The following is a 20,264-nucleotide window of genomic DNA, read 5'->3' as shown; positions in this document are numbered from 1 at the left end:
CTTATTAAACGCGCAGTATCCGCCCGCATAAAATTTTACCGCAAGCGGCGCAAGATAATTCGCAAAATTCTATGCCGCTTTAAAATTTACGATACAAAATTTCAAATTTAAATTTTACGGCAAAATTTCACGGCGAGAGTACAATCAAATGAGCGAAAGCGGAGCCTTGCGAGTGAATACCGAATCTCGCTAGCAAGAGCAGAATTTCACGAGCAAACGCAGAGTCTCAAACAAAGATGAAATTCCGAAGCAAGAGTAGAATTCCGCAGCAAAAGCGAAGCGGTCAAAATTTCATCATAAAATTCTGCCGCCCATATGCCGCCTACTTTTTCGTAATTTTATAGAGTAAATTTCCAATGCTTTGGATTATCTGCACAAGCACGATCAGAATCACGACGGTGTATGCCATTATATCTGGGCGGAAGCGCTGAAAGCCGTAGCGGATCGCCACGTCGCCGAGCCCGCCGCCGCCGACCGTGCCCGCCATCGCCGTAAATCCAATGATGACGATGAGCGTCAGAGTAATCGCGCCGATGATACTAGGTAGCGCCTCGACGAACATCACGCGAAAGATTATTTGCGTCTTGCTCGCGCCGAAGCTCTTCGCTGCCTCGATCACGCCGCTATCTACCTCCAGCAGCGCGCTTTCGATGAGGCGAGCGATAAATAAACGCCAAATTTTTACGCTTTAAAATTTTGCGATACGAAATTTCAGATTAAAATTTGTCTAACATTCAAGCTTGAAATTTTAAGAAATCAAGCAATTTAAATTTAGATTTCTTAAATTTAATTATATAAAATTTTAGCCTTTGCGGTTACGGATTTTATTTTGAGTTCGTAAATTTTCGTGCGCTTTAATGATGCTTTGGAGGCGAATTCTACGCGCGACATGTAGTTTGGGGTGTATTTTTCGCAAAGTATCCGCAGGGCGTAAATTTTACGCTCGTCATCTAACACTTCGTTTGCTTCGCAAACGGCGATCGTGCTGCGGTATTCTGTCGTATAAACTCTAGAGCCTAAAGCGGCAGCGTCGTTTGCGATAGATCGGTATTCTTCGTCGCTTGGGGTAGGAACGCGGTTGTAGCTAACAAAAACCGCCGTTACCGCGCGTCCGTTTTGAAAGAGTTTCGCCTTTGTGCCGGCAGGCGCGCCGTGGATATAAATAATGTCTGCATCGCGCACCGGCGAGATAGGCACGCTAAAAATTTCGCCGCTATCGTCTATGCAGCTAAGCGTAGCGTACTCGCTCTCGTCGATGATTTTTAACGCCTCATCTTCGCTTAGCTGCCTATCTCGTCTGCGCATTTAGTCCATCTGGTTTCGTAGGAATGCGGGCTCGTCGAGCTCGTCGTAGGTTTCGTCTCCGTTAAAATCGCCGCTGCTTACCTTCTGTCTAGAAAAGATAGAATTTCGACCCATGCTCTCCAAAAGCGCCTTCCTGCGATCGGCTACATTATCGCTGGCGACCTGCTTTTTTTCCTCGATGCTCCTTTCAAAGCCGGTGGCGATGAGAGTAACTTCGACGCGGTTGTTTTCCATCTTAGGATCGGTGGTGGTGCCCCAAGTAACGTCGGCATCCTTATCTACGGTATCTTCGATGATATTCATTGCAGATTCGATCTCAAGCAAGGAGCAATCAGGCGACATTTTAAAATGCACCAATACGCCCATAGCGCCGTGGATGGAGGTGTTATCCAAAAGCGGAGACTGGATCGCACTTTTTAGCGCTTCCTCTGCCGCGCCGTCGCCCTCGCTAACGCCTATACCCATTAGCGCCAAACCGCGATGAGTCATTACTTTTTTAACGTCGGCATAATCGACGTTGATATCACTATCGCCCGATTCTAAGATCACGGAGATCATGCCATTTACGGCTTGGAATAGGACATTATCTACGATCTTAAAGGCATCTTTTAGGCCGGTTTTTTTATCGATGATTTTTAATAAATTTTGATTTGGGATAACGATTATGGAATCGCACTCTTTTTTAAGCTCTTCAAGACCCTCTTGGGCTAGTCGCATGCGCTTTTTGCCCTCAAAACCGAAAGGGGTGGTAACAACGCCGATAGTTAGCGCTTTTTTCTCTTTCGCAGCTTTTGCAACGATAGGTGCAGCGCCCGTACCAGTACCGCCACCTAGACCGGAGCCCACGAAAACGATGTCGGAGTAATCCAAGCGGTCTTTAAGATCGTCATAGTTCTCCTCCGCAGCCATCTTAGCAAGCGCTGGATCCATACCGCAGCCAAGGCCTTTGGTGGTGTTTTCGCCTAGTAAAATTCTAGTATTTGCGATCGACTTTTCTAACGCCTGTGCGTCGGTGTTAGCCACCATAAGCTCAACGTCGGTTTTGGTAAAACCCTCGCGAATCATATGATTGATCATATTGCATCCGCCGCCGCCGACGCCGATAACCTTCATCTTGGCACCGTAGATGCCCTTTCTTTCTTCCATGCTGTATCCTTTCACGAGTATCTCCTTAGCTTAAAATTTAAAACCAATTTTTCATAGACGACCAAATTTTATTGAAAAAATTCTGTCCGTCTTTTTTGGGAAGTTGGATATTTAGTTCCTCCTTCTTAGCCGCACCGCTATCCGCTCTGATGCCCTCTTTTTCTATCGCCTTACTGACCTCTTTTTCATAATATTCGTTCACATTTCGTTTCGGAGCCTTGTTTATAACTTCGTCTTTGTAGCGGAGTTTGCCGTTAGAGTCCATCTCGTAAGGGGTAAATTCGCCAAAGCCATACATGCAAAGTCCTAGTGCGCAAGAATTTGAAATATCATCAGCAATCTCGTGCAGGCCGCCCACGCTCTTTGCTCTTGCAACCCTAACGGAAGTGTTATCAAAAACTATCGCCGCTAGATCGCGCACATCGTCTAACTTCGCCATGCCGCCGGTGATCACGATACCTGCGCCTATGCGGTCTTTATAGCCGCTTCTTTCGATCTTATCGGCTATCATATCGAAGGTCTCTTTAACGCGAGCGAGGATGACCTGAGAGATGATCTCAAGGCTTATGATGTGGTTTTCTGACTCGCTATCTCCTAAAGCAGGCAATTCGACTTCGCTATTGCCTTGATTGATTAGATCGTTATAGGTAATTTTAATGTTTTCCGCATACGGAAGCGGCGTGTGTAGGGCGCGCGATAGATCATTAGTAACGTTATTGGAGCCAAACATCACAACATCGTTATAACGTAAGGAATTCCCCAGGTGGATGACTATATCGCAAGTAGCACCGCCCATATCGATCAGTACGACACCTAGCTCTTTTTCGTCCTTGCTAAGCGTAGATATGGATGATGCGTAGCCTGAAAGGACGATGTTATCTACCTTTACGCCCGCCATCTCAACGGATTTTTTCAAATTTTTAATAGAGCTTTCTGGCGCAATAACGATATGCGTAGATACCTCTAGACGCGTGCCACTCATACCGAGGGGGTCTTCGATGTGTTCCTGCTCATCGACTCTAAAATCATACGGAAGCACATGTAAAATCACACTATCGCTAGGCACATTTGCTTGCGCTTCGGCAACCTGCATAGCGCGCTTGATTTCATCCAGTCCAATCTCATTTTCCATAGTTATGACGCCGCGAGATTTAACGCTTTTGGCGTATGAGCCCGAGATAGATATAATGGCTTTATCATAGCTTCTACCAGCGCCTTTTACTGCTGCTTTCACCGCCTGCTTTATTGAGCCCGCGGCCTGCTCTATGTTTGTTATGACGCCCTTTTTGATACCTAAAGTATCGGCTCCACCGACACCTAAGACCGTAAAAATGCCATCATTTTTAGCGATTATCGCGCGAATTTTAGTTGAGCCTATATCTAGACCTAAAATATACTCACTCACTGTCTTTACCTTTAAAATATCTTTCGGTTTTATAGCGCTTTTCTAGCATTTTGGTTAAATCGTCTTGTAGATTAGAATTTAATAAAGTGGTTATCCTATCGGCTACGATCGTTTTTTCTTTATCTATCTCTTCGCTGCTGCCCAGGCTCTGCTGTGAAATTTTATACACTACGGCTTTGTTATCAAACATCACTATCCCTTCTTTCGCAGGCTTATTAAACATATCGATAAGAAATTTATAAAATTCGTCATCGCTTAGCTTGGTATTATTTTTACTATTAAGAGATAGCGTGCCGAAATCTTCGCCTTTAAAATTTTTAAGCGCATCTTGAGCTCTTTTTTCAAGCAGCTCTTTGCGTCTTTTCGTTTCAAATTCTTTAGAAGCCAAAGGCTTAGCCTCTTCAAAGCTCATCTGCCTAGGCTGCTCTACACCGTTTAGTTTAGCAATCAAATATCCGCCTTTGTACTCGAAAGGCTTTATGACATCTCCCGGCTTTGCAACCTCAATCTCAGATATTGGAAAATTGCTAGCCGTAGCAACTATAGTTTCATTAGTATCAAGCTTGCCTTTTTTGATCTCCAAATAATCCTTTGTAGCGTCTTTTTTAACCTGATCCATTCGGTAATCTTTTAAGACGTTAGGTTTGGCTTCTGCAAAATCCAATAGTTTATCATCCAGGCTTCTATACTCACCTCTGTGTTCTTCATAAAATTTACTTAGTTCCGTCTCATTCACGTCGGCTTTACTAGGCGCCACGAAATAGGCCCCTAGATTATATTTTTTCTCGGTCATAAAGTGCGATTTCTCGCCTTCCCAAAATTTCTTTAGCTCGTCGTCATTAAAAGTGACGTTAGCGTCTGCGTAGATTATCTCTGCAGAAACCTTATCCTGCATCAGCTGCGATGCTGCAAATGCTTCTACGATCTTAGGGCTAGGCGTTATTTTTAGCGCTTTGCCGAGCTTTTCTAAAGTTAAGACCTTTTGTAGATTGCGCTCAAATTCTTTCTTGGTAAGTCCTGAATTTTTTACTACGTTGTTGTAAAGTTCCTTACTAAATGCGCCATTTTCTTGGAAATTTGGCGAGTTCAGTACAAATTCCGCCACATCTTTATCACTAGCCTGAACACCTAAGTCTTTAGCAAAATTTAGAAAATATGCCTCACCGATTAGCTGATCTACTGCAATCTGATCTAGATGCATATTTTTGGCTTGTTCTTGAGTAAATTGCCCATCGCTCATAGCGTTTAATCTATTGTATAACTCGGTTGATTTTATCTTATATTCTTGATTGGTTATGGAAATCTGCCCTACTCTAGCGATTGAGCCTGCGCGGTTAGCGTTCATATCATATGCGCCCCAGCCGACGAAGCCTGCGCCCACGAAGGCTATCGTGCTTATCCAGATCGTCGGTATAAGCGACTTCTTATGCTTTTGCATCCATTCTATCATCTAAATCCTTAAATAGCTAACTAAAGAAATTTTTTGTTAGTAATTATACAGATAAAACCTTATGTAAGGCTGAAAAATAGGCATTTTTGGCGAATTATAACGCGTTAGTAAACGATTTGGTATACATTAATCTTAGCTTAGCAAAAGCAGCTTTGAACTCATTTCTAAAATCGCTATTTTTTTTGCCATTTGCTGCGCGCTCCTTGCATGGGCAAAAACCCCATAGCCACGAATCACCATTATATCGCTATTTTCATTTATCATATAGTTACAAATTTCATACGGCGCACGCTCGTGCCAATCGTCGTAACTCTTGGGATCGTAAATTTCAATGCGTTTAAATTTACTCGCCCCAAAGTAATCTCGCGGCAAAATAAAATCATGCTCCAGCGTATATGCGACGAGATATGGTGGTGTCGCGTAGGTTACGAATTTCGCCTCTTTTATATTTTTGTAGATATTTATATGTATGTCGCTATCGATGCTAGCATCCTGCCAGCGGTAGTCCTTTTTTGAAAACAGCGTTATAAAATCATCCCTATCCAGGCTATCAAAAATCGCGTCTTTTTTGTTGATCAAGAACTGATTTTCTTTAATTTTTGCTGAAATCGAGCCGTGAAAGATCCCAAAAAGCCTATCTCTAAACATCGAAAGCGAAATTTTGCGTAAAATTTCATAATAATACTCGTCCATCTCTCGCCTTTGTAAAAAATTTCGATATTATATAGGATTAGAAATTTCAAAAGGATAAATTCAGGTGCAAGCTCCACATATTCCGGTACTTTTTTCGCAAACGATCGCAGCATTTTCGCAGCTTGAGGACGGCTACGTTATCGACTGCACGCTAGGCTATGGAGGGCACAGCGAAGGCATTTTGACCGCTAATCCGCGCCTTAAGCTCATCGCTTGCGACAGAGACGCCGAAGCGATAAAATTTTCGCGCGAGCGGCTCAGTAAATTTAAAGATCGCATAGAAATCCACAAAGCGAAATTTAGTGAAATTTTAGAAATTCTGCCCGAGCAAAAGCTCCGCGCAGTTCGCGGGATCTTAGCCGACATCGGCGTTTCATCTCTTCAGCTGGATAAAAACTGCCGCGGCTTTTCCACTAAAAGCGACGCGCTGGATATGCGAATGGACGAGAGTGCAATGCTAGATGCGGCGTATGTCGTAAACCGCTACTCACAAGCGGATCTGGCGCGCATTTTCCGCGAATATGGCGAGCTAACAAACGCTAACGCAATCGCTTCCAAAATAGCTACTGCGCGGACTAACGCACCACTAACAAGTGCTAAAGCTTTGGCAAATTTAATCGGAACAAAGCCCGTTAAAGGACGCAACATCAGCGCGGCTACGCTAGCATTTCAGGCGATCCGCATCGAAGTAAACGACGAGCTTGGCGAGCTAAAGCGCCTGCTCGCGCTCATTGAGCAAAAATCGCGCGATTCAATTCTAACTAATGCAACTGTCGCTATAATCTCGTTTCATTCGCTTGAAGACCGCATAGTAAAGGAGCGATTTAAGGCGTGGGAGCGCGATTGCGTCTGTCCTATCGAGTTTATGCGCTGCGAATGCGGCGGCGGGCATTCGTTAGGCAAAATCCTAACCAAAAGCCCTATAATAGCGGACGCGCAAGAGCTTGCGCAAAACTCGCGAGCAGCGAGCGCGAAGCTTAGAATTTTTCGGCTAAAATAACCGCCTTTGCTTGCTATGAATTTTAAATTTTGACGAAATTTTGTAAAATTTACAGATTTGCAGGCATTAAATTTTAAAATTTTACGGAATTTTGAAATCCAGCTTTCAAAGATTGGCTTTAGAATTTATGATATTTTCAGCGTTATTTCGAACGCGCAATGTCTAAATCATAAAATTTAACGTTGAATTTTACGCTATATTTAACGTATAATTTTATGAGATTTAGCTGCTGCATATTTTAAAAACTAAGTGGCAACATAGATACAGAACCGAGCGAGAGTTAAAATTTGGCGCCTAAAGCAAGCGGCGTAATGCCAAATCTCGTTCTTTGCTTTAACGAAATTTTGTAAGCGAGCAGTAGTTTCATTGACCTTTTTAGACGATAGAGCCTATCTTGCAAGCGATATCCTTCGCTTAGCGTTTTAAGGCGTATCGAAGACGCAGTAAAATTTTAAGCGGTTTTTCAGACGATTTGACAAAAATTTTATAAATAGTCAATCTCGGTAAAGTGAGCTCGATTTTTACCCGCCAAAGCGATTTTTCCCAAGCGGGCGGTGCAAAAAAACGAGCAAAATTAATGTGATGCTTCTTTTGTAGCTTCCGCTACTATACAGTATCGTGCAAAGAGCCAGATAAATAAACGCAATAGCCGCTAAAGTGAAATTTTGCTTTTGCTGGCCGAGATAGAATTTGGTAAGTTAAGATAAAATTCCATTTACCGAGGTAAAATTGCAAAGAAAAATTTTGCTCGTGATTTTGGCTTTTAAATTTTACCTTAACGGCTATTTGCTGAGCGCACGCTAGCTGTGAGCTTCGAGCAGAATTTATCTTGACGCAGGCGCTTTGGCAGCAAGTAAAAATAGGATCGTGGTTTTAAATTTATGGAGATTTTAGATGAATAAATATGAATATTTTGCCGACGACGATGACGGGCACGACTTCGCAGGGACATCCGATCTAGCGGGCATAGAGCTCGCAAAAAGACGAGCTATGGAGGATCTGACGGATGAGGAGCTAGAGGATAAGCTTGCCGCGGATCTTTCCGTAAAACGAAACTACGCGGGCGCAGCTGACGGCTACGACGATTTTACCGGCTTAGAATTCGAAAGTTCAGGCTTTATAAATACCCAAAACTACCTAAATTCCGAAAGCGGCGGAACAAAATTTAATAAAAGCAGTAAAGTAAAATTAAAAGGACGCGACGACGCAAATCTTTCAACCACTCGAGGCAGCGAGAATTACGCAACCGGAGCGAGCTACGGCGATTTCGTAGGTGCCAATTTTACCGGCAAGGCGGATTACGCGGCGTTTGCAGATGCAAGCTTTACAGGCGCGCAAAATCAAAATTACGCGGATCTGGGCGCGCAGGATTATTCAAGCCTTGCTGCAGGGCGTGGCTACGGCGGCTTTGCTGGCGCGCAAGACGAGCTGCTACGCAACTACGACGCTGAGAAAAAAAAGGAGAAAAATCTCACGCTTTATCAGCTTTTAGTTGTTTATCTGCTGATCGGATTTGCGTTTTTGCTGACGGTACCGGCGATTTATATCCGCAACGAAATTTATTACATCAGCCGCGACATCGCCGCGCTTCGTACCAAGCACGAAGTTTTGCTTGAGGAAAATCGCGCGCTTAACAACGATATCGAATATCTGCGTTACAAAAATGAAATTTTAGATCCGCAAAGCGTGCAAGAAAATGGGCGCTGATGGGATTTTACTCGCGGCGTTTGCGTTTTTTGCTGCACTAGTGCTTGCCCTGCTAATCGCGCTCGTGCTGCAAAACCGCCGCATAAGCGATGCAAACTCCACACTTAGTGAGCTTTTAAGCGAAAGGCTCACAGCTCAAAGTGCGAGAGCAAGTGCCGAGCTTTTTAAGCTAAATCAAAGCCTAAATGACGGCTTTAACGATAAGCTCTATTATCTTAATAGATCCCTAGGCGAGGGTTTGCAGCGTCAAAACAGCGCGCTTAGCGAAAATTTAAGCTCGCTGGATCGCGGCTTTAAGGACATAGCGGAAAATCTAGCGCGAATGAGCGAGCAAAATAAAACTTCACTTCAGGTGCGTGACGAAATCGCAAGGCTAAACTCGATTTTAGGTAATGTCAAACTACGCGGTAACTTCGGCGAGTACCGATTAGAGAGAATTTTATCGATGATTTATGGGCAAAACGCCTCGTTTTACGAGCTGCAAAAGCACCTTCCAAACGGCAGGATCGCGGACTGCGCGCTACATATCGCAAAAGAAAAAATTCTTTGCATCGACTCAAAATTTCCACTTCAAAGCTATGAAAAAATTATCGCCGCCTCCGCTTCAAACGACGCCGCAGCGCTTGCTAGTGCGGATAAACAGCTAGCCGCAGATATGAAAAAGCACGCCGCAGATATCGCGGAAAAATACATCATACCGCCTCTTAGCACGGAGTTTGCGGTGCTATTCGTGCCGAGTGAGGCGGTTTTCGTCTACGTCTGCGAGAGGCTGCCGCAGGTGCTTGAATACTGCGCGCAAATCGGCATTTTTGCGGCATCACCCACGACGCTGCTGGCGCTTTTAGGCACGATCCGAATCTTTGTAAAAGACGAGGCGCTAGCGCAAAATATAAAATCGGTAAAAGATAAAATTTACGCGCTAAAATCGGACTTTGAGGCGCATGCTAAGTATGCGACGGCGCTTCAAACATACGCAGATAAGCTCGCTGCGCAAGCGGAGCTTTTAAACAAAAATGCAAAATCTCTAAAAGCCCGCTTCGAGCGTTTTAGCGAACTGTGAGGCGGGCAAACGTAGCGTACAATGCAGCTTGGAGTGCTTTAGCAAGCTTATAACGCGGCGGAATTCCACAGGTGGGCGAGTGGCATTCAAATTAAATTTGCACCTCGCCTATTTTGCAAATAAAATTCCCATTTGGGGTAGATAGACGGAATTTAAAACTCAGCTTAATGGATTTGTTACGCGAGCAAGCAGAATTCAAAGGCTGTCTGACACGCATAAAATTTGATTAACTAAATTTCATGGGCGCGCGAGTAAATTTAATCCGCTTAAGCATTAAACGCCCTCGTCACGATGTGAGTAAGATCAATCGCTACGCTTTCCGCTCCAGAAATTCAGCGCTGCTATACCGAAACAAAATTTGACGCCACATATTGCATGCGTAAATTTGCGGTCGTGGGCAAATTCTACATTTCAGAGGTGAAATTCATGATTCATGAGCGAAATTTCGTATTTTGGCGAAACTTTAAAAAGCGGCTTATAGGCATTACGAATTTAAGACAATAGCGCTGCGAGCAGGATTAGCCGTTTGACGCTAAGAAATTTATGGGCGTTGCGCGGATATAATTTCAGATTTTGACAAAATTTCAAAAGCGATCTGCAAGCACGCAAAATTAATCTGCAATCCCAAAAGCTCGTAAATTTGCATTTTACGGCGACACAAAAACCTCGCGCATTAAAGCGTAGTCAAGATAAACATCGCACTAATACGCGGTGGTACTTTGGGCGGTTGGTGCAAGCGTAAAGCAAAAATCGCGGTTACTTGCAAGCTTAAACCCTCGCTCCGCATAAACAAGCCAAATAAAATTCTGCGCCTAATATTTCTGTCGCCATTCGTAAAATTTAAGCGCAATTTAACTTGCGAAATTTTACCAGCCACAGCAAGCGGCGTAAATTTTAAAAATTTAACTCGTGAAATTCTAAAGTCGCGGTATTCTGCGTGGCTAAATTATCGACAAAGGCCTTAAACTCTGTCTCTCATAAAGCTTTGCTTTTGCATTGCAAGCCTGCATGGCTTTCTAAAATTATCGCCGGGCGGCTCATTTTGCGAATTCGGCGTCTATTCGGAGTAAAATTTCAAAAACGGACGCGAATCTCAAAACGGATGCCGTATTTAAAAAACAGAAAGATTAGATGCGCAATCTTACGCGGCGACAAGATGAAATTTTAAGTTCGACGCGGCGCCAAAACACACAAAATTCTCCTGTAAAATCGTAAGATTCCAAAATTTCTCGACAAAAATCAGAGCCATAGCACTGCAAGTTCGCCAAATACCTTCGCGCTAAAAACCCAAAAACCCGCTGCTATAGTCCCAAAAAAACCGCACATCTTAAAATTCTGCGAGTAAACTGAAATTACCAAGCGCCTCAAAAACCGCATACGCAAGCGAAAAAATCGCTGCACCTTAAAGCTACCCTAACGATCTCGTTTTACCGCCTTTATATGCCGCGAAAATCGCGCAGCAGGTCAAAAACCGAGTAACAGGATTTTTGAAACCTGATTTTACGATCGATCCAAGCGCCTAGGCGCTGATCAAATCTACGCGACGGAATTTTGAGGCTACAAGGCTTTAGTGGACGCATAAACGGGCACGGCAACCAACTCCACTTGACGAAATTTTTAGTGTGACTTTATACCGATCCGATTAATAAATCGTTCTTCGTCCGCCTCGCGGCTAAATTTTGGGGTATTGCTTTGACACTTTAAGCCACTAATTCAAATCCGCGCGACGGAATTTTTGAGCGCGACTTCGCAACTTCAAGGCTTCGCGCCGATCCAATTAATAAATCGCGCGCCCTTTAGCCAATGCGCGAGTATGTGGCGCCGTTATACGATTACAGCAAATTTGGCGTGCTAAGCTAAATGCGGGCAAAAATAGGCACCACGCTATGCTTCACGCCGCGACTTCGTATCGCTAGATCCAAGCGTACGAAATAAATTTTAGACGCTTTTTGCTTCGCGTAAAATTTTCAATATTTTTTAGAAATTTTATAAAATTTTGAGCGCTTTACGCCGCTGCCCGCAGCCATGCTTATACCAAATCACGCTCAATCCACACCACTTATTTATCAGTTGCGCAATTTTCATTGTAGTAGGCGATGGTGCGCTCGTACTCGTCGTAATTCTGTATATAATCGTTTGCGACGCTTGGGTTTGCATATCGATTCTCGACCGCTAAAAGCTCCGCTTCGAGCTCTTTATAATGCTCATAAACCTCTGCACAAGCGCGATCGTGGGCGTCGCCTTGCAAGATTATAGATTTATCAGCGCCCGCACTCGCGCAGCCTCCGAGCCCTAAAACGACGGCGCAAAGCGTACCGCATAAAATTAAGCTTTTCAAAATTTTTTCCTTATTCCAAGTAAATAAATTCGGCGTAAAAATAGGTGTGGTTATAAGCCGAGTTCCGTTACAGCGGTCATTTATCTAGACCGATTTTTGCAAATCGGTTCGAGCGAACGGTTCGAATATAAGACGAAACCACCCGTTCTTGCTGCAGGTTGGGTTTGCATTGCCGCTCGTGTCTCCACGCGCGCGGTGGGCTCTTACCCCGCCCTTTCACCCTTACCGCTTGCGCGGCGGTTTGCTTTCTGTTGTACTTTCCCTAGGGTTGCCCCCGGCGTCCGTTAGACGCAACCTTGTCTTATCGCAGCTCGGACTTTCCTCTCCTTGCGGAGCGACCGCACGCCACACCCGAGCGCAATTATAGCTTTTTTGGCTTAAACTTCAGGGCTTGCGGAATTTAAGGGACGGAATTTTTGGCGTGAGCAAGTATAAACTCCCGCCTCTGCACCATTGCCGCCGGAGGATGACGACGATAAAGAAGCTAATAAATTAAATCACATCTTTAACAAAAAAATAGCATAAAATTAGATGATTTTTAAATAAATTTGAAAATAATCAACAACAAGCTTATAATGCTATAATTAAAGAACTTGAAAAAGATATGGCAAATGGTAAGTTGCCAAATAATTTTACTAATGGTCATAAAGTCAATATTAAAGGCTATGAAATTACTGTACGTGGAGTTATAAAAAATGGAAAATCAGAAATCGGAACAATGTTTATCCTTAGACAATTTTACGGATATTGCAAATATCGAAGCTGAAATTGTTAAGCTAATAAGTGATGATTTAGGCGATTATGCGCTTTATGAGCAGTTTGAAAATTCAGAAATTACTAAAAGAGAGGTTTCGACAGCCGGATATTATTGCCATTTCGAGTGTAAAAAAATATTAGAAAAAAGCAAAAACAACGGTTTTGTCGGCAATGTAAATTTAATGCTTTCTGATGAAAACATTGGAGGAGCAATGGTTCTTTTGGAAAATGGAATTTTAAAAATGTTAGAATGCTACTTTTGGGAAGAGAATAATTTTTTTGAAAATATTGTAAACGGGCAATAGTAGATAAAAGACTTAAGCGATTTTAAGCTTAATAATATTTTGCTGGTTATTGACGAAAATAAATTTGGACAACTATAAAAAGGTGAAATTTAGCAAATTTTACCTACGACCGAGCCGAATAAAATTTTAAATTTGAAATTCTATGGCTCAGACAAAACGGCGCGCTTGCTGCGATGAAATTTCACGAAATTTCATAAAATTTTATCTGCCGCATAAATTTAAATCCACGCAGTCGGTTTTAATATTTCGCAAAATTCTGCGCGGCGCGGCGCGGTTTAACGTGGGGCGCGGGGTGACGGAGTCCCACTCCGCGATGCGGTGCGAACCCCCCCTACTCTACGGCGCGGTTTGACGCGACGTGAGCCATAATCCACGGCGCGATGCGGCTCAATCCTCGTCTGTCGCGGCGCCCTCAAATATATCTCGGTGCAAAATTTCTTCCAAAACGACCGTCGCGTAAGAGCCTTTCGGCAGATAAAAACTAAAGCTAAAATGCGCATTTTGCGTATCATAGGCGTGCTGCACGCGCTCCATAAAGCTCCACGCAAACCTGCGCGAGCCGTTCATCTGTGCCTCAAACTCGCGAGCAGGCGCGAAAATTTCATCTTCAAATCTGCCGCCAAGCCCGCTAGCTCGCAGCTTAGCTCGCCCCACGATAAGGCCTGCGCTCGTGATTTCTCGCCTCGCAAACCTCTCGCACTCCGCGCCCAGATCGTCGCAGCTAAAAAACGCGCCGTGCGGAAAATGTCCTAAAATCTCGCCCCTTAAAAGCTTAAAAAACTGCGGCTGAGCCGCGATCTCGCGCGCCTCCTCCTTGCTTAGTCCGTAAATTTTAGAAAACTCGCCAAGGCTAAATTCCGCCGCAAATTTTGAAATTTCGACCCGCTTGCTAAGCCAGCGATTAAAAAGCTCACTCTGATAGGCGCTGATTAGAAAGTCGCGCATTTTGGGGTTTTTAAGCCGCCTCTGTCCGCGCAGCACCTCCTCGCCCTGTGCTGCGTTATCGCCGAACTTGCCGAAGCGCTGATAGCCGAAGTAGTTCGCAAAGCCCTCGCGCCCTAGCGTATCTAGCGCGGCTGCGAGCTTGACGGCGTCGGGCGGTAGAACCTTTTTTAGGCGGATGAAAAAGTCGTTGCCCTTTAGATGCCCGATTTTAAGCTTGTTTTTGTGCCTTTGCACGCTTAAAATTTTAAGACTTTCGTGCGAAAATCCGCCCAGCGCAGGCTCAAATTTAGCGGGCATGCTAACGTGCTGCGTCGTAAGGCCCTGTTTGTCCTTAAGCCCCGCGTAGCCGAACTCGCGCATCTTAGCGCCCGTATGTTCGCTTAAAATCCGCAGCGCTTCGTGCGTGCTGATGCCTTTTTTTTGTAGCAGCAAAATGCAGTGCTCGCCCTCATTGCTAGGCTCGTAAAGCGGCACTTCGCGCACGACGAAATCGCTGGAGTTTTTACTAAAATGCGCATTTATCGGCGCGTGATTTAGGGTGTATAAAATTTTCATAGCCGGCCTTTGCGTTAATCTAAGGCGCAATTTTATAAAATTGAGCCTAAAAAACTCATTATTAAGGCAAATTCTAGTATCATTCGCCATAAAAAAAGGATGAAAAATGCTTCGAATCAGGCTCTTTCGCTTCGACCCGCACTGCGACGTCGCAAGCTACTTCAAGCCCTATGTTTATGAAAGCGCGCCCTTTGCCGATCTTGCGGCACTGCTTGACGACATCTGCGCGCACGATCCCTATTTTAGCGCGCAGGGAGTGGAATTTGTAAAAATCGGCGGCACGACGGTGAGCGTAAAAGAGCCGCTGGATACGCTCATAGCGCACTTTGGAAGCGAGCTAATCATCGCTCCTTTTAGCGAAAAAGAGGCGATAAAGGATCTGCGCTGCGAGCCGCGAGCGTTTTTGGACAAATTTCAAGCCTTTGAAAGCATTGCGGATGTCTCTGATTTCGAGTTTTACAAAAGCCTCGCGCCCTATTTTTACTCGACGAAAATCCCCGCATGCTCGCAGGAGTTTTTGGGCAACAGCGCCTTTATCTTCGCGCACCGCCTGATGCAGACGCACCCGAGCGAGCGCATGAGGATTTTGGAGATCATCGAGCCGCAGATGGCGTATTTTACGAAGTGCGACGCCGTAGGGATGGAGTTTGACGACCGCGCGGCATACAGGGCGTTTTGCGATATTTTAAAATTTGAGCCCGCGCGCAGCAATAAAATTTTAAGCGCGCAAAGCATGGCGGAATTTGACGCGGCGGGCGCGAAGCACGATTTTAGCGGCTTTAACGTCGCCGTGTGGTACGACGAGGCCGCGGAGGAGCTGGCTAGCAGGCTGGGCGCGCAGATCGTGCACTTTGAATGTGAAGGCGCGCCGCTTGGAGCGCAGATATACGAGCGCGAGCGGGAGTGCGCGCTGCGGCTGGGGGGTGAAATTTTATTTGACGCGTTTGACAGCGGAAGCGATTTTTTGCTAGTAAATTCCAAGCTCGCGCTTGATTTTTTAGACGGCAGAAGCGATGAAATCCAAAGGCTTTTCGGTAGAGACCTCGCGGGCTTTTATCTAATTGCGACGGATGAGCTCATCGCTCTAGCTCGCGGCGAGAGGCCCAACTTTTCGGCGCGCAAACTAAAGCCGATGCTGATTTAAGCGAACGGGGTTTTAAAATTTATCCTATTACGACGGTAAAATTTTAAATCGACTGCATATTGATGATCGGTATAAAGCAAATAGTTTTCTTAATCGCAGGCGCTTTAATCATCTACTATTTCTTTAATTCAGCACTTGCTTGTTCTACCGTATAGCCCATATTTCATCCTTTACTTTAAATTTTTGATATAAAAGTTACTTGAATATTTTCTCTGGGGATAGAATCTATTATAGCCCCTCTTTTAAACTCATTTAAAATTTCTTTTAAAATATCCACAATCTCTTGCTTTGGTATATTCCCGATATCGCTTCTTATGGATTCTAGTTCATATATTATTCTAAATGGATTATCTGTAACTTTTTTACCAGTATTTTCGTTGTATATATCTCTTAAATCGATCTCTATATCTTTACCTTTATAGTGCAAAAGCCATATATCTTCACCGCTAAATTCCATATCTCTAGGATCTCCGATAGTGATACTGCGCACAGGGAAAAGCCAAATATCCCTTTCTCGATCTATGCACCAGCTTCTTGAATTTAAGTTTGCCCAAACAAGCTCACCCTGATGATACTTTTCGCATATCTCATTGCACGGTTTTAGTAAGTCGTATTTTTCGATATCCTCTTTTGAAATACGTTCTGTAACAAACGCCACTTTATCCCCTCTTCTTTAAATTTTAGATCTGAAAATTACTTGAATATTCTCTTTAGGGATAAAATACGTTATAACGTCTCCTCCCTTAAACTCATTTAAAATTTCTTTTAAAATATCTACAATCTCCTGCTTTGTTATATCCCCAAGATCGCTTCTTATAGATTCCAGTTCATATATTAGTATAAACGGATTATCCGTATCTTTTTTACCAGTATTTTCGTTATTTATATCTCTTAAATCAATCTCTATATCTTTACCTTTATAGTGCAAAAGCCATATATCCTCGCCGCTATAGTTCATATCTCTAGGATCTCCGATAGTGATACTACATATTGGAAAAAGCCAAATACCTCTTTCTCGTTCTATGCACCAACTTCTTGAATTTAAAATAGCCCATTCCAGATTAACTTGATGATATTTTTCGCATATCTCATTGCAGGGTTTTAGTAAATCGTATTTCTCGACATCCTCTTTTGAAATACGCTCTGTAACAAACGCCACTCTCTCCTCCTTAAGAATTTAAAATTTTAGACTGCTTGCGGGTTGCCGCCGTTTTTTGCTCTTGCGACAAATCGTTTAGCCATTTTCGCAAATGGCTAAATATACGCCAAATTTCATCTTGCCGTAGCGCGTAAATTTTAAAATTTCGCTTTTATGCAGGCGCTGTTTTCTTGCGGGTCTCTTGCCGATAGCTCGCCGCCTGCTGCTTAGATAAAATTTTAAAATTTCACTACCTAAACGCATGGATAAAATTTTAAAATTTCGTCGTCCGCGCGCACGAACTAAATTTTAAAATTCCACGCCGCTTAACACGAGCGGATGAAATTTTATAAAATTTTGCCGCCGCAAATCAAAGCGCAAATAAACGCACTAGCGCACAGAAATCGCGCGAACTAACAAAAGTCGCGTTTGAATTTCATCGATAAAATTTATGAATCCCGCCTATGCTTCGGCGGTTTCGTTTTCGTCGATTACGGCTTGCATCGCCTCTCTGGCGTGCTGCAGCCAATCTTTATCGCTCGTATCGAGCAGGTCTAGGTAGATGATTTTGACGTGTCCGCTGTGGACGGTGAAATCGTGAGAGTTTGCGATATGCTGCGTACCGATGAGCACCACGGGCTGGACGCGCAGACCGAGCTTGCTAACGATCGCTTTGGCGCCGCTTTGGAATTGCAAAAGCTGCGTGCCGCGATGTCTGGTGCCCTCGGGAAACATCGTGATGACGCGCCCTTCGCTCACGCGCTGCTGCACTTCGTGCACGATCCGCACCAGATCGCGCGGATTAGAGCGATCGACTTGGATCATCTTCGGAAGAGTGATGATTTTGCCGATGATAGGGATGTCTGCGATCTCCTTTTTAGCGATCCAGCAAATATCAGCGGGATGGGTTTCTTCGAGCACGACGATATCCATTATGCTTTGGTGGTTGGCGATTACTAGCTGCGCGCGCGGATCGGGAGTGCCTACGATCTGGATATCGTACCCAATGCCGTAGCGCTGGAAGCGCCCCCAAATGCGGCGGAAGCGACGATGAGAGGAGTTTTTAACAGCCATGGCGATTACGACGCAAACGACGGTAAAAATAAACCAAATCGCGTAAAATAACGCTCTAATCCTTGCTAAGCTCATCTTTTTTAACCCAGCCGATTTTGTTGCCGCCCAGCATAATTTTATAAAATTCCTTATTCGTACCCAAAATTTCAACCTTTTCGGGATTTTTAGTCACGTAAAACACGGTGGAGCTTTGCATAGGCAGAATTCTAACGGGGGAATTTTGCGCGATGCTGCCCGTGCCGTAAGGCTTTTGCGCATAGAAATTTACCGCTAAAATCAGCACCGCAAAGATGAGCGGCGTGATATTTTTACTAAGCAGAAACATCACCAAAAGCACGGCAGCTAGCGTGTAGATCGCGATCTGCTTGTAGGCTTCGAATTTACTCTCTTTCGGATTTAGACCGATCTGTGTGCTAAGATCCTCGGCGCGCGGATTGAGTTCAAGCCCGAAATTTTCAAATTTTTTAGTATTAAGATTAAAATAGCTGAAGTCTAAATTTGTGATATTTTTATCCACGACGGCGAAATAATATCCGCTTTGGCTCGCGTATGTGCCGCGCACGGAGTCCACACCCTGCTTGATAATAGCGGGATTATCAATGCTAAAAGCGCTGATTGCGCCGTTTCGGATACCAAGATCGAGCGTGAGTAAATTTGAAGCGTCGTCAAATTTGGTAGTTTTGTAGTTTTTAAGTTTCAGCTCGTCAGCTACGATATGCGAAAAATTAGGCTTCGTGTCAAGCTTCATAAATTCCGGATTATCAGGTTTGATAGAGCTTTTTTCAAAAAATTCTCCGTTGCGCTGCAAGGTCAAAACGAGCTCATTTATCTTATCGCTCTTATCACTTGCTGCAAACCACAGCGTCGTCTCAAACATCTCGTCGCCCTCAATCCACGTAAGATTGTCGGCATTAAGCCACTTCATACCATTGGTGCGGCTGATCTCTAGCTTTGGCTTAACGGTGATTTTCTGCCCCAAATATACGGCGAAATCAATCTTAAAAATTTGATTGCAATACACCTTCCTAGGCATCCCGCTGGCTTTTAGCGTAAGCTCCTTGGGCTTAATGTCCTGATAGACCTTATCGTCGGATACGTCAAGATCGACTTCGTTAGTAGGCGCCAAAGCCTTAAGATCGTCGATGCTTAGATTATCCATCGACATAACCTCTTTTTTATTATACTTCAGCATAACCTTGGAATTATCGCGCGTCTGCGGCTCGTCGGGCTTATCCTCAGCTTTTTTCGGTGCATATTTACTTAGATCGTCAAGCGAATCAATCTCAATCTCCGGCGCAGCAAACGCAAGCGTGCAGACACCTAAAATAGTAAGAATTTTTTTTAGCAAATTAAGCCTTTTAGCATTTTCTCTCCGTCCGTGCCGCCCAAAATAGGCTCTATAGCGCGCTCAGGATGCGGCATCAGGCCGAAAATCTTTTTGTTTTTATCGCAAATCCCTGCGATTGCGTCTACTGAGCCGTTCGGATTTAGATCCGCGCCGTTTTCGTCACAATATTTTAGCAGCACGCAATCCTCGTCGTATAGCGACTTTAACGTATCCGCAGGCGCATAATAGTTTCCCTCGCCATGCGCGATCGGGATATTTAAAATTTCGCCTTTCTCGCAACAGTGCAGAAATTTATTATCGTTTGAAACGACGCGCAGATGGTGAAATTTTGAGATGAAGCTTAAATTTATATTTCTACTCATCGCTCCGGCAAGTAGCTTCAGCTCCAAAAGCATCTGAAAGCCGTTGCAGATACCCAAAATATAACCGCCCTTTCGCGCGTGATCAAGCACCGCTTGCATTACGGGGCTAAATTTAGCAATCGCCGCGGTTCGCAAATAATCCCCGTAGCTAAATCCGCCCGGAAGCACGATCAGATCGGCATTTATTTTGTCTTCCTTATGCCAGATTATCTGCGTTTCGCAACCGAGCTTATCAAAGACGTATTTGGTGTCGCGCTCGCAATTCGTGCCGGGGAAATTGACGATCGCTACCTTCATATCACGATCTCGTAGTCTTCGATGACGGTGTTTGCCAAAATTTCATCGCACATCCTAGCGACGTCGGCGTAAATTTTATCCCTATCCTCGCCATCTATATCAAGGACGATCTGTTTGGCTACGCGCACATCTCGCACGCCGCTAAATCCAAGCGAAGCGAGGGCGTGCAAAACCGCCTTGCCCTGCGGATCTAGCACGCCCTGCTTAAGCCTTACGTTTACGATTACCTTCATCGC

18 protein-coding genes, 1 other RNA gene and 1 pseudogene are annotated in these 20,264 nt (G+C 44.4%); 5 read left to right on the top strand and 15 right to left on the bottom strand.

Translation table 11 applies throughout. The annotated features are described in order from the left end of the window. Positions 1-322: 322 nt before the first annotated feature. The 6 genes and pseudogenes from Q0460_RS05080 to Q0460_RS05055 form a co-directional block, all read right to left on the bottom strand. Positions 323-667, bottom strand: a pseudogene (locus Q0460_RS05080) (ABC transporter permease subunit); the annotation flags it as partial. A 119-nt stretch (positions 668-786) separates the two neighbouring features. Then, positions 787-1,305: a pyridoxamine 5'-phosphate oxidase family protein gene (locus tag Q0460_RS05075; protein ID WP_299085588.1), complete on the bottom strand. Its 519-nt coding sequence runs from the start codon at positions 1,303-1,305 to the stop codon at positions 787-789. Beyond that, on the bottom strand, positions 1,306-2,466 hold the full coding sequence (gene ftsZ / locus Q0460_RS05070) for a cell division protein FtsZ (protein ID WP_040303139.1): 1,161 nt from the start codon (positions 2,464-2,466) through the stop codon (positions 1,306-1,308). Positions 2,467-2,488: 22 nt separating this feature from the next. Continuing rightward, on the bottom strand, positions 2,489-3,856 hold the full coding sequence (gene ftsA, locus Q0460_RS05065; protein ID WP_299085586.1) for a cell division protein FtsA: 1,368 nt from the start codon (positions 3,854-3,856) through the stop codon (positions 2,489-2,491). Beyond that, positions 3,849-5,306, bottom strand: a complete 1,458-nt coding sequence (locus Q0460_RS05060; protein ID WP_299085584.1) for a peptidylprolyl isomerase — start codon at positions 5,304-5,306, stop codon at positions 3,849-3,851. The genes ftsA and Q0460_RS05060 overlap by 8 nt, the downstream gene beginning before the upstream one ends. 132 nt (positions 5,307-5,438) lie before the next feature. Continuing rightward, complete coding sequence (locus Q0460_RS05055; protein ID WP_005869054.1) at positions 5,439-5,999, bottom strand: class II aldolase and adducin N-terminal domain-containing protein; 561 nt, start codon at positions 5,997-5,999, stop codon at positions 5,439-5,441. A gap of 64 nt (positions 6,000-6,063) precedes the next feature. On the opposite strand from Q0460_RS05055, the gene rsmH reads away from it, so the two are divergent. The 3 genes from rsmH to Q0460_RS05040 all read left to right on the top strand — a co-directional run bounded on the left by rsmH (position 6,064) and on the right by Q0460_RS05040 (position 9,766). Then, positions 6,064-6,999 carry a 16S rRNA (cytosine(1402)-N(4))-methyltransferase RsmH gene (gene rsmH / locus Q0460_RS05050; RefSeq protein WP_299085581.1) on the top strand — a complete coding sequence of 312 codons (936 nt, stop codon included), beginning with the start codon at positions 6,064-6,066 and terminating at the stop codon, positions 6,997-6,999. A gap of 894 nt (positions 7,000-7,893) precedes the next feature. Continuing rightward, positions 7,894-8,706 carry a hypothetical protein gene (locus Q0460_RS10630; RefSeq protein WP_367178658.1) on the top strand — a complete coding sequence of 271 codons (813 nt, stop codon included), beginning with the start codon at positions 7,894-7,896 and terminating at the stop codon, positions 8,704-8,706. Further along, on the top strand, positions 8,696-9,766 hold the full coding sequence (locus Q0460_RS05040; RefSeq protein ID WP_299085579.1) for a DNA recombination protein RmuC: 1,071 nt from the start codon (positions 8,696-8,698) through the stop codon (positions 9,764-9,766). Before Q0460_RS10630 ends, Q0460_RS05040 begins: the two co-directional genes overlap by 11 nt. Before the next feature lie 2,059 nt (positions 9,767-11,825). On the opposite strand, the gene Q0460_RS05035 is transcribed toward Q0460_RS05040, so the two are convergent. Together Q0460_RS05035 and rnpB are read right to left on the bottom strand one after the other, a co-directional pair. Then, positions 11,826-12,104: a hypothetical protein gene (locus Q0460_RS05035; RefSeq protein WP_299085577.1), complete on the bottom strand. Its 279-nt coding sequence runs from the start codon at positions 12,102-12,104 to the stop codon at positions 11,826-11,828. A 37-nt stretch (positions 12,105-12,141) separates the two neighbouring features. Beyond that, positions 12,142-12,458: RNase P RNA component class A (gene rnpB / locus Q0460_RS05030), an RNA gene on the bottom strand. Between the two features lie 341 nt (positions 12,459-12,799). On the opposite strand from rnpB, the gene Q0460_RS05025 reads away from it, so the two are divergent. After that, positions 12,800-13,165, top strand: coding sequence for a hypothetical protein (locus tag Q0460_RS05025; protein ID WP_299085575.1), 366 nt, complete (start codon positions 12,800-12,802; stop codon positions 13,163-13,165). 387 nt (positions 13,166-13,552) lie between these two features. Here Q0460_RS05025 and truD read toward each other — a convergent pair whose 3' ends face one another. Further along, the gene (truD, locus tag Q0460_RS05020) at positions 13,553-14,665 is read right to left on the bottom strand and encodes a tRNA pseudouridine(13) synthase TruD (RefSeq protein WP_298979434.1); all 1,113 of its coding nucleotides are present in this window, start codon (positions 14,663-14,665) and stop codon (positions 13,553-13,555) included. Positions 14,666-14,771: 106 nt separating this feature from the next. Between truD and Q0460_RS05015 the strand changes: the two genes are divergently transcribed. Then, entirely contained in the window at positions 14,772-15,809 is a 1,038-nt protein-coding gene (locus Q0460_RS05015; RefSeq protein ID WP_299085573.1) for a hypothetical protein, read from the top strand. Positions 15,810-15,984: 175 nt separating this feature from the next. On the opposite strand, the gene Q0460_RS05010 is transcribed toward Q0460_RS05015, so the two are convergent. From Q0460_RS05010 to purS, 6 genes are all read right to left on the bottom strand, one after another. Further along, entirely contained in the window at positions 15,985-16,467 is a 483-nt protein-coding gene (locus Q0460_RS05010) for a hypothetical protein (RefSeq protein ID WP_299085571.1), read from the bottom strand. A gap of 15 nt (positions 16,468-16,482) precedes the next feature. Continuing rightward, entirely contained in the window at positions 16,483-16,968 is a 486-nt protein-coding gene (locus tag Q0460_RS05005; RefSeq protein ID WP_299085568.1) for a hypothetical protein, read from the bottom strand. Between the two features lie 441 nt (positions 16,969-17,409). Further along, entirely contained in the window at positions 17,410-18,096 is a 687-nt protein-coding gene (locus Q0460_RS05000) for a 1-acyl-sn-glycerol-3-phosphate acyltransferase (protein WP_299085566.1), read from the bottom strand. Next, positions 18,077-19,369 carry an SH3 domain-containing protein gene (locus tag Q0460_RS04995; RefSeq protein ID WP_299085564.1) on the bottom strand — a complete coding sequence of 431 codons (1,293 nt, stop codon included), beginning with the start codon at positions 19,367-19,369 and terminating at the stop codon, positions 18,077-18,079. Before Q0460_RS04995 ends, Q0460_RS05000 begins: the two co-directional genes overlap by 20 nt. After that, on the bottom strand, positions 19,363-20,028 hold the full coding sequence (purQ, locus tag Q0460_RS04990) for a phosphoribosylformylglycinamidine synthase subunit PurQ (protein WP_299085562.1): 666 nt from the start codon (positions 20,026-20,028) through the stop codon (positions 19,363-19,365). The genes Q0460_RS04995 and purQ overlap by 7 nt, the downstream gene beginning before the upstream one ends. Next, positions 20,025-20,261 (bottom strand): phosphoribosylformylglycinamidine synthase subunit PurS, encoded by a 237-nt coding sequence (gene purS / locus Q0460_RS04985; RefSeq protein WP_299085560.1) that lies wholly within the window; start codon positions 20,259-20,261, stop codon positions 20,025-20,027. Before purS ends, purQ begins: the two co-directional genes overlap by 4 nt. Between the last annotated feature and the right edge of the window lie 3 nt (positions 20,262-20,264).

This window comes from uncultured Campylobacter sp. (assembly GCF_937980635.1).
Classification (GTDB): Bacteria; Campylobacterota; Campylobacteria; order Campylobacterales; family Campylobacteraceae; genus Campylobacter_B.
The sequence above is the reverse complement of the archived record's forward strand: the minus strand, read 5'-3'. Positions and strand labels throughout refer to the sequence as shown.